The sequence below is a fragment of the Longimicrobiaceae bacterium genome (assembly GCA_035696245.1).
In the GTDB taxonomy this organism is placed as follows: Bacteria; Gemmatimonadota; Gemmatimonadetes; order Longimicrobiales; family Longimicrobiaceae; genus DASRQW01.
This window is the reverse complement of the sequence record DASRQW010000393.1, coordinates 1-9,620: the sequence shown is the minus strand read 5'-3', so window position 1 is coordinate 9,620 and position 9,620 is coordinate 1. Positions and strand designations below refer to the sequence as shown.

Genomic DNA, 9,620 nt, shown 5'->3' with positions numbered 1-9,620 from the left:
CGGGCACGCAGCCGCGGCTGCCGGCGTGTGCAGGTGCAGAGCGACCTCACAGGGATCGTGCAGAACCTGAAGCGCCTCGCCGCCTTCCAGAACCGCAGACCAGGCAGGGCGGCCCGGGCCTGCACCCCGACACGGGCCATTCGTCGTCCCTACACGCTCCCGTCACACTCCAGACGTGCCGATCCGAGCGATCTGAACCCCACTCGCACGACCGACCCGAGATCGCCTGTGAGCACAGTTCTCGGATTCTGAGCACCCGATTTTCAACAGACTTCTAGTCTTCCTGGTGCTCCAGTTCATCGTCTTCCGGTGTCCGTTCTGCGGACGGTTCGCACTGCTGACGGCCTCCGGTTTCGTGGGAAGCCACGTCGGTACGCACTGTCGCGGCTGCGGCAAGGAATACTGACGAACTCGTTACGGTGCAGCCCGCGTGGCGCTTGACGTTTCGGCGGGCGTTTGGCATGTTTGATGGAAGCTCGGGTGCGTGCCTGGAACCTCTCGGAACGCGGACGTCGGCTTGGTATCTTCCTCTCCCAACGGCTCTCCGGCGGCTTCGGCCGGCCGGGACGTTCACCCCGCCCGCTCCGGCGCGCGCAGGGCGAGGAGCGCGTCCGTCCAAATACGCAGGCTCAGTATCGGTATCCATCTCCCGTGCAATCGCTTAGCCCGCGTGTCTCCGTAAGGATTCACGCGGGCTTCTTCGTTCCGGGTGGCACGGCCAGCGGGCGGGAACGGCGCTGGCGGACGCGATGGTCTGGATATTCCACAGGGAAGCAGGGGTGGCGGAGGCGGCCGGGATCGTAGAGAGGGAACCGCGAACCACGGAGAGGACCGCGTCATGGGGTGTCTCGCGCTCAACGCATCGTTCGAACCGCTCACCATATTGCCCATAGAGCGGGCGCTGCGCCTGGTTTTCGACCGTAAGGCCGAGGTGCTGGAGGCCGACCAGGCCCGCGTCTTCCACTCGTCGCGCCACCAGATCGCCTGCCCGCTGGTGATCCGCCTCGTGCGCTACGTGCACGTGCCGCGGCGCTTCCGGCGGCAGGTGACGAACACCTTCCTCTTCGCCCGCGACCACTACCGTTGCCAGTACTGCGGCCGCCACCGCTCGGAGCTGCGCTCGCGCGAGTTCCTCACGCGCGACCACATCCTCCCCACCTCGCGCGGGGGCGACAACACGTGGCACAACGTGGTCACGGCCTGCTCGGTCTGCAACAACCGCAAGGCAAGCCACCTGCCCGCGGAGTGCGGCATGCACGTCCTCCACCCGCCCGCGGAGCCCAACTACGTGGAGCTGGTGTGGGCGGTGCGCCGTGTGACCGACGTGCAGGCCAAGTACGTGGCGATGTTCTACGGCGAGGACGTGCTGCGCGCCCTGCGCCACCACGCCAGCGCCGCCGAGCACCGCGCCGAGCCCTCCGCCGCCTGAGCCCCTCCCGGCCGGCGGCGGAGGTCGTCCATCTCTCTCACATCTCCCGCCTGGCTTTCCCCCCGGCTAACGGTCTTCTTAAGATTGGCAGTGCGTGCTGATCGTCGGCCGCGGTACACTCGATCTCCCGACATCGGCTCCGACGCACGCGTTCATCTACGGTGATCGGTAGATACCGCTGCGCGAGCGTGCTCGAATAAGTCCGAACTGTAGATGTAGATTTCGGCCTACGATGCCGCCGTTCCCGCTGGGATCGGCGGCTTTGCGTTTTCCCCCCCAACCGTGAAGGGTCGTTGTCTCTTGGCGTTGGTCGGCAGATGCGATCGCGCCCGCGCGGCCATGCGAGTGAGCGCGCCATCGCTCTAGCATGTAGAGGCGGTGCGCGCATCGGGAGCGTGCGAGACGTGGCGGTGGACCGTATAAACGCCTGTGTCGCAAGACGTTGACGCAAACGGGGAGCGGGGCACAGGCGTTGCCTCCAGGACGGCACACGATGGCGGATAGGGCGCGTTCTCCCGGCCGGCACACTCGGCCTGGTGCGCGCCCTTCGCCGCCCCGGACTCCGCCCGCTGCCGTCCCGAGCGCGCAGCCGTACCCTGGAGACGCACCGCCCCATGGCGACACTCGCGCAGATGATCCCGTCCGCCGCGCCCCTCCAGGGCACCCGTGAGCTCGCCGACCCCGAGGGCGACTGTAGCGGCCACACCGCCTTCATCTCCGAGGCGACCCGCATAGGCGAGGTCGTGAACGAGCGCTCCGTCCAGCAGCCGGACGGGAGCGCCACCTGGCTTTCCCCCACCACCGGCGCGCCGCTGGGCCCCACCCTCTACGACGGGACGCTGGGCATCGCCCTCTTCTTGGCCGCGCTGGACCGCGTTCACGGCGACGGCCGCCACCGCGCGCTGGTGCTGCGCGCGGTCGCGCCGCTGCGCCGCACCGTGCGCGCGCTGGCCGCCGACGCGGACCGCGCGCGCAGGCTGCGGCTGGGCACGGGCGGGCTCACCGGCGCGGGCGCCTTCGTGTACGGGCTGGCGCGGATCGGCGAGTGGATGGGTGAGCCCGAGCTGGTGCGCGACGCCCACCTGGCCACGGTTCTCCTCACCCGCGAGCGCATCGCCGGTGACGACCGGCTGGACGTCACGGACGGATCCGCTGGGGCGGTGCTGGCGCTGCTCGCGCTGGACGGCCTGTGCTCCAGCGCCAATACGGCCGACGCCACGCCGGTGGAGATCGCGCTGGACTGCGCGGCACACCTGCTGGAGCGGCGCACGTCGTACTCGGGCCGGCCGCGCGCTTGGCCCGGCCGGGACTGGCCGCCGCTGGGCGGCTACGCGCACGGCGCCACGGGAGTCGCCCTCGCGCTGATGAGGCTGTACGAGCGCACCGGGCGCGAGGAGCTGCGCGTCGCGGCCCTGGAGGGCATCGCCTTCGAGCGCGGGCTCTACGACGGAGAGACCGACAACTGGTGGAACCCGCGCTACGAGCGGCCGCTGGAGCAGAGCGCGTGGTGCCACGGCGCGCCTGGCATCGCGCTGGGCCGCGCGGGCGGGCTGGGCGCATACGACGACGCCGAGGTGCGCGCGGAGATCGGCCGCACGCTGCGCAGCACGCGCCTGCTGCCGGACTGCCCCATCGACCACCTGTGCTGCGGCAACTTCGGCCGGGTGGAGATCCTCGTCACGGCCGGGCACGCCACGGGAGATGCGGACGCGCTGGAGCACGCCCGCGGCCTCGCCGCGCGCTCCATCGCCCGGGCGGATGCAGCCGGCGGCTACGTGCTGGCCCGCACCGACGAGCCGGAAGGCGTCCGCTCGTCGCTCTTCCGCGGCCTCGCCGGAGTCGGCATGGCACTGCTGCGGCTCGCGCGGCCGGACGCCGTTCCCTCGCCGCTGCTCCTGGCCTGACATGGTGCACCCGACCCCGAACCCGGTCCACGCGCGCATGCACGCACCCGACCCCATCCTCACCGCGAACCTGTACTCCGCCGGCGGGCTGGACGAGCTCCTGCACGGCGTCGTCCGCCCCTTCCGCGACCGGCTCGCGGAGGCCGATCCGGACGGCGAGTGGTCGGTGTGGGGCGTGCGCTACGCCCGCCGCGGCGAGCATCTCAAGCTCCGCGTCCACGGCCCCGCATCGCACCGCGGCCTGGCCGAGCGGCTGCTGGGCGAGGCGGCGAACGCGCACTTCGCCGCGCTGGCGCCGGCGGATCCGGAGCTGCCGCGCCTGAGCCGCAACGACGCGCCCGCGGTGGACGCGGAGGACGAGGGCGGCGGCGACCTGCCGGACCGCACGCTGCTCCTCACCACCTACCGGCGCAGCCCGGTCACCCTGGGCCCCCAGCCGCTGCCGGACGACGACGGCTACGCGGCGCGCGCCACGCTCTGCCTCGCCCGCGGCGCCGACCTGGTCCTGGACGGCCTGCAGCCGGACGCCACGGGCAAGTTCCCGGGCGCCGCGCGCCAGAAGCTGCTGCTGCGTGCGGTGATCGGCGCGCTGGCGGGCGCCCGCTTCTCGCCCGCGTTGCGGGAGAGCTATCTGGGCTACCACCGGGACTGGCTGCTGCGCTTCAGCCTGAACAGCGAGCAGGCGCGGGTGGACCTCGTCGGCCACTACGACTCGCGCGTGGAGGCGATGGGGCCCGGTGCCGCCCAGATCGGCCGCGCCGCCGAGGCGCAGTGGGGGGCGGAGCCCGGCGCCGCGCCCGGCGGAGCGTGGGGCGCGTGGCGCGAAGCCGTGGCGGACCTTGTCGCCTACATGGAGCGCTTCCGGGGCGACCCCGCGTACGACGTCGATCCCTTCGCGGCCGACGTGGCGTTCCCCGGCGTCTTCAAGGTGCTGCACGGGCTGGCGAACCAGGCGGGGGTGAAGATGACCGACGAGGCGTGGACCCACCACCTCGTCCTGCGCGCGGCGTGTACCGAGGGCGCCGCGGCCGGCGCCGTCGCGGGAGCGTGACGCGCATGGCAAGCCCCGCCCCGTCGCTCCAGCCCGCGCCGGTGCTGGCCCGTCTCTCGGGCCTGCCGGTGGACGTGCTGGAGGAGTTCTCCACCGATCTCTGCGAGAACCTGCCGGACCGCCCCGCGATGGAGGCGGAGCTCGAATCCGCCCGCGCCGAGCTGGTCGACCGGCTCCACGCCGCCGTCCCGTCCGCATCTTCCGAAGCGCGCCGCGTCCTCCTCTCCGTCAAGCGCGACGCCCACAACGGGCGCTCCGTCGCCCGCCACCGCTCCGGCCCCGCGTGGGACGTCGTCCGCGCCGCCGCCGGGTCCGCGGCCGACCGCTTCGCCGCGGCCGAGGACCGGCTGGCGGGCGCGGAGGCCGAGTTCCGCCTGGCGTACGAGGCCGCGCGCGACGGGCAGCGCACCGCCCTCGTCCGGCACTTCGGCAACCGCAGCTTCATGCGCGGGCTGGCGCTCTCCAGCCCCGACCTGCTCCGCGCACGCGGGCGCCTCGAAGGCACGCCGCCGTCGCAGCGCACCCGCCGCGACCAGCGGGCGGAAGAGGCGCTGCTGCGCTACGTGAGCCGCGCCGCGGTCAAGATCTCGCCCTTCTCCACCTTCACGCCGTTCACGCTGGGCGAGCTGCGCGGCGACCTGGCTCCGGGCGAGCTGCGGCTGGAGGGCGGCGGCTGGCGCCAGCGCTCGCTGCTGCGACTCAAACGCTACCTGCTGCACCAGCACGTAGACGCGCTGCGCCGCCACCCTGGGTTCCGCGGGTCGCTGCCGGTGCTGCTCAACAGCTCCGCCGCCGAGATCGAGCCGGGCCGCTTCCTCTACCTCTGCCCCAGCCACTGGAAGATGGACGAGGCGCGGGAGAGGTGGATCTACGTACGCGACACGTTGATGACCGTCTCGCCCCGCAGCCCCGTGGTCCCGCGCCTGACCGAGCTGCTGAACGAGGGGCCGCGCACCTACGCCGAGCTGGTCGGCGCGCTCGACGCGGAGTCCGGCGGCGCCCCGTCGGCCGCTACGGCGGTCGACCGGTTGCTGGGCGTGGGCTTCCTCCAGTTCGGCACGCCCTGGCCCGCCAACGCGGGGCACATGGAGAAGCACATGCTCCGCCACCTGCGCACGCTCGCCGCGCCGGAGCTGGAGCCGTTCGCCGACGCGCTGGAGCGGCTGCTGGAGGTGGAGCAGGGCTTCGTCTCGTCCTCCGATCCGGCGGCCGAGGTGGGGCGGATGGAGGAGATGATCGGCGAGCTGTGGCGCACCTCGGCGGTCGCCGGTGGGATGGACGCGGAGACGCGCTACGACCGTCCCACCGAGCAGAACTTCTACGAGGACGTCTTTCTCCGCCCCGAGCCGGGTGACGACGGCGAGGCCGCCGTGGTCGGCTTCTCCGTCGCGACGGCGGAGGCGCTGGTGCGGCAGGCCGAGCCGCTGGTGCGGCTGACCTGGCTCTTCGACCACCGCCACGAGCTGCACCACGCCCTCGCCGCGCTGGCCGCCGAACGGTGGCCGGGGCGCCGCGAGGTGGGTGTGCTGGAGCTGCTCCAGGCGGCGCAGTCCCTCTTCCGCGACTACATCGGCTTCCGCATCGCGGTGCGCATGACGGAGCGCTGGGCCGAGACGTGGAACCCCATGGCACTGGCGGAGGCGGAGGAGCTGGACCGCTGGCGGCGCGTGGTGCTGGACGGCCTGCCCGGCTGCCTGGTACGCGAGGGCGACGACGAGCGGCTGCTGGGCGACCGGGTGTCGGCGCTGCTGGACCGGGTGCCGGCGCGCTACACCACGCCGCAGGCCGGGGCCGCGCTGCTGCTCCAGCCCGCGAGCGCCGACGGCAGCCTGTGGATGATGAACCGGCTGAAGGAAGGCACGGGCCGCTACGCCAGCCGCTTCGCCATGGCGATGGACCCCCGCTCGCGCGAGCGCTTCACCGCGCACCTGGCGGCCCGCGGCACCTTCGAGATGGACGGCGAGACGGTGGAGTACCTGGACGTGCAGTGCATCCAGGGCGACACCATGAACGTCCACGGCGTGCAGACGCCGGCCGTGCTCGCCCTCCCCGGGGCCGAGGCGCACGTGGCCGAGCACCGCCGCGTGACCCTGCGCGACCTGCGCGTGAGCTTCGACGGGCCTGACGGCACGTCGCGCCTGCGGGGGCGCGACGGGCGGCGGTACGTGGCCCTGCACCTGGGCCAGGCGTTCGAGGACTGCATGCCGCCGCTGGTGAAGTTCCTGGCGGTGTGGGGCCCCAGCGAGTCCAACACGGTGTTGCCCGCGCCGTCGCGGCACGACGTGGACGGCATCTCCGTCACGCGCCGCACGCTGCTGGGCGACATGGTGATCCGCCGCCGCTCGTGGTCGGTGCCCGTCCCGGTCGTCGCGCCGCTGCTGGAGGGCGGCGACGAGGCGGCGGCGTTCGCGGCGTTCAACCGCTGGCGCATGGAGCGCGGCATCCCCGAGCACGTCTTCGTCTTCGAGAAGCGTCCCCTGCCCATCCCGGGCGAGTTCTTCAAGCCCCAGTACCTCGACTTCGGCTCGCCCCTCTTCGTGGGCCTCTTCCGCGGCGCTGCGGCGGCAGGCGTGGCGGCGCTGTCCCTCGTGGAGATGCTTCCGCAGGCCTCGCACTTCCCGGCGGACCGCGACGGCGCGCGCTGGGCGGTGGAGCTTCTGGTGGACTCGCTCGCGATGCGGCCGGCGCACGTCCGCGCGGCCGAACCCGAACCCGTTCGCGCGCCCGGCCGCCGCATGCCCGCCGCCGTCGCGGGCGGCTGAAGGATGATGACCCGGCCGATGCACTGGGCCGGCAACGATGATCTCCGATCTCCCGGCGGATGACTGCCGGAAGGAAGCGCGCCCCGGTACGCCGCGCCCAGCCGGGCGGGTCCCCGGAGCGTTTCACCCGAGCCGCACGCGGCTCACCACACGGGAGCGAGCAGATGAGCGAGCAGAACCACAACGACGGGCTGGACGACGTGCAGGTGGAGCCGCTGTCGGACGAGGCGCTCGAGGAAGTGGCGGGCGGCATCCTGCCGGGCTCGGTCGCCGACTCGTCGAGCGGCACCTGCTGCTCGTGCAGCTCGTGCTCCAGCGCTCCGCCGCCGGAGGCCTAGCAGCCCATCATCTACGCGTAGCAGTCGAGCGGAAGGGCGCGCGGGCGCCCGCCTGGAGAGGCGGATGCGCCGGAGCGTCTTCACCCGAGCCGCACCGCGGCTCACCACAACCGGAGCACACACGATGAGCGAGCAGAACCAGAACGACGGGCTGGACGACGTGCAGGTGGAGCCGCTTAGCGACGAGGCGCTGGAAGAGGTGGCGGGCGGCATCATCCCGCCGGCCGACGACTCGTCGAGCGGCACCTGCTGCTCGTGCAGCTCGTGCTCCAGCTCGGCGACCTGACGCGCCAGGCGGGTAGGGGGCAGGGCCCTCACCGGCGCCGCCCCGCACGCCGCGGGGCCGTAAGCCGCGCCGCAGCCCGCGGAGCGGCAGGGACATCTCAACCGTGGAGGACGCATGTCCGAGCAGAACCAGAACGACGGGCTCGACAACGTGGAGGTCGAGCCGCTTTCCGACGAGGCCCTCGAAGAAGTGGCGGGCGGCGTGGCGCTGGCCGACTCGTCCAGCGGCAGCTGCTGCTCGTGTAGCTCCTGCTCCAGCGGCGCGTACTGAGCCCGCTCCGTTCCGCAGCGGAGGCGTTCGCGCCTCCGGGCGGAACCGGCACGGCGATGGAACGGTCGCATTCATCCCACGACACAACACGGAGAACCGACATGTCCGAGCAGAACCAGAACGACGGGCTGGACGAGGTGCAGGTCGAGCCGCTGAGCGACGAGGCCCTGGAAGAGGTGGCGGGCGGCGTGGCCCTGGCCGACTCATCGAGCGGCACCTGCTGCTCGTGCGACTCGTGCTCCAGCGGCGCGGCGTGACGGAGCCGGGCGGACGCCGCTCGCCGGCGCCCGCCCCCCGCAGGTCCGTTCCGCGCACCCAGGCGCGGGACGCGTGATCCACTTCTGCCGGTGAGGACACGATGGACGACAAGATCCAGAACGACGGGCTGGACGAGGTGCAGGTGGAGCCGCTCTCGGACGCGGCGCACGAGGAAGTGGCGGGCGGCGTGCTGGCCGACTCGTCGAGCGGCACGTGCTGCTCGTGCAGCTCGTGCTCGAGCGCGGCGCCGACGAAGGATCCGGCTCCCCTCGAGCCGATCTACGCCTGAGGCGATGCGCTGAAGCTCGTGGCCGGCCGCAAAGTGCGGTCGGCCACCGCGGCGGGCCCGCATCCGCGGTTCCGCTCGGGACGCGCGAGAAGGAATGCGGGACGGTGAATGCGGATCGCGGCGCATCTTCTATCGGCAGATCCAGCGCGGTTCTTACGCCGGCCGATCCGCCATCGAACCGAACCTTCCCTCCTCTGCCGGCCGGGCGCCGGGATTGCCGTTTGCCGTCTACCGGCCGCAGCGACGATGCGGTATCCGCTGGAGACCCACACCTTCCGCGGCACACGAACCACCGAGGCGCAGAGCGATGAGCAGCCAGGCCCCCGCGGCGGACCGCGACCGGTACATGTGGTTCCACTTCGTTCGCCGCACGGGCGCGGACGGGGAAGCATGGCTGGACGAGTACCGCCGGATCGGGCTGGGGAACGCCACCGTCGATGCCGTGAACCTCATGCGCGCGCACCGCCTGGACGAAGGCTACGCGCTGCTCGAGAGCGTGCGCGACGGCATGGAGGCCCTAGCGGACGGCGACCCGTCGCAGCGCTCCGTGCTGGAGCGGTGGTACTACGGCGTGCTGGGCTACTACTTCTACTGCATGAGCAGCTTCCCGGAGGCGCACGCCGCCATGGAGCGCGCGCAGGTCGCGGTGGCCGAGGCGGTGGGGCTGCGGCCCTTCCTGCACCCGCTGGTGGTGGACTGCTACGAGTTCCGCCTGCACCGCGCCCGCATCGCCCGCAACCAGCGGCGGTGGGCCGAGATGTGGGAGCACGTGGACGCCGCCCGCACCATGATGCACGGCCGCCAGCCCTTCTGCGTGCTGGACGACGGGACGCCCGTGGGCATCGAGTCGGTCAAGGACTTCTACCGCTCGCTCGGGCTGGACGACGCCGAGCGCGCCGCCGTGGCGCACCTAGTGGACGACGAGGTGCGGCACCGCAGCTTCGAAGGTGCCGTGCAGGTCGCCTGCCGCCTGCCCGGCTTCGTGATTCCCTACACTTGAGACCGACCATGCGCCACCTGGCCGTGAACGTGT

Annotated in this window: 10 protein-coding genes; all 10 read left to right on the top strand. The window is 72.5% G+C overall.

Translation table 11 applies throughout. From position 1 onward, the window contains the following. Positions 1-838 precede the first annotated feature (838 nt). Positions 839-1,429: an HNH endonuclease gene (locus VFE05_17865; GenBank protein ID HET6231944.1), complete on the top strand. Its 591-nt coding sequence runs from the start codon at positions 839-841 to the stop codon at positions 1,427-1,429. 614 nt (positions 1,430-2,043) lie between these two features. Next, positions 2,044-3,333 (top strand): lanthionine synthetase LanC family protein, encoded by a 1,290-nt coding sequence (locus VFE05_17860; GenBank protein ID HET6231943.1) that lies wholly within the window; start codon positions 2,044-2,046, stop codon positions 3,331-3,333. Between the two features lie 37 nt (positions 3,334-3,370). Continuing rightward, positions 3,371-4,384 (top strand): lantibiotic dehydratase C-terminal domain-containing protein, encoded by a 1,014-nt coding sequence (locus VFE05_17855; protein HET6231942.1) that lies wholly within the window; start codon positions 3,371-3,373, stop codon positions 4,382-4,384. Positions 4,385-4,389: 5 nt separating this feature from the next. Next, positions 4,390-7,146, top strand: a complete 2,757-nt coding sequence (locus VFE05_17850) for a lantibiotic dehydratase (GenBank protein HET6231941.1) — start codon at positions 4,390-4,392, stop codon at positions 7,144-7,146. A 164-nt stretch (positions 7,147-7,310) separates the two neighbouring features. Beyond that, positions 7,311-7,484: a hypothetical protein gene (locus VFE05_17845; protein HET6231940.1), complete on the top strand. Its 174-nt coding sequence runs from the start codon at positions 7,311-7,313 to the stop codon at positions 7,482-7,484. Between the two features lie 124 nt (positions 7,485-7,608). Then, on the top strand, positions 7,609-7,770 hold the full coding sequence (locus tag VFE05_17840; GenBank protein ID HET6231939.1) for a hypothetical protein: 162 nt from the start codon (positions 7,609-7,611) through the stop codon (positions 7,768-7,770). Between the two features lie 114 nt (positions 7,771-7,884). Then, complete coding sequence (locus VFE05_17835; GenBank protein HET6231938.1) at positions 7,885-8,040, top strand: hypothetical protein; 156 nt, start codon at positions 7,885-7,887, stop codon at positions 8,038-8,040. Between the two features lie 101 nt (positions 8,041-8,141). Then, positions 8,142-8,297, top strand: coding sequence for a hypothetical protein (locus VFE05_17830; protein ID HET6231937.1), 156 nt, complete (start codon positions 8,142-8,144; stop codon positions 8,295-8,297). Between the two features lie 101 nt (positions 8,298-8,398). Continuing rightward, positions 8,399-8,587, top strand: coding sequence for a hypothetical protein (locus VFE05_17825; protein HET6231936.1), 189 nt, complete (start codon positions 8,399-8,401; stop codon positions 8,585-8,587). 307 nt (positions 8,588-8,894) lie between these two features. Then, positions 8,895-9,587: a hypothetical protein gene (locus VFE05_17820; GenBank protein HET6231935.1), complete on the top strand. Its 693-nt coding sequence runs from the start codon at positions 8,895-8,897 to the stop codon at positions 9,585-9,587. Positions 9,588-9,620 lie beyond the last annotated feature (33 nt).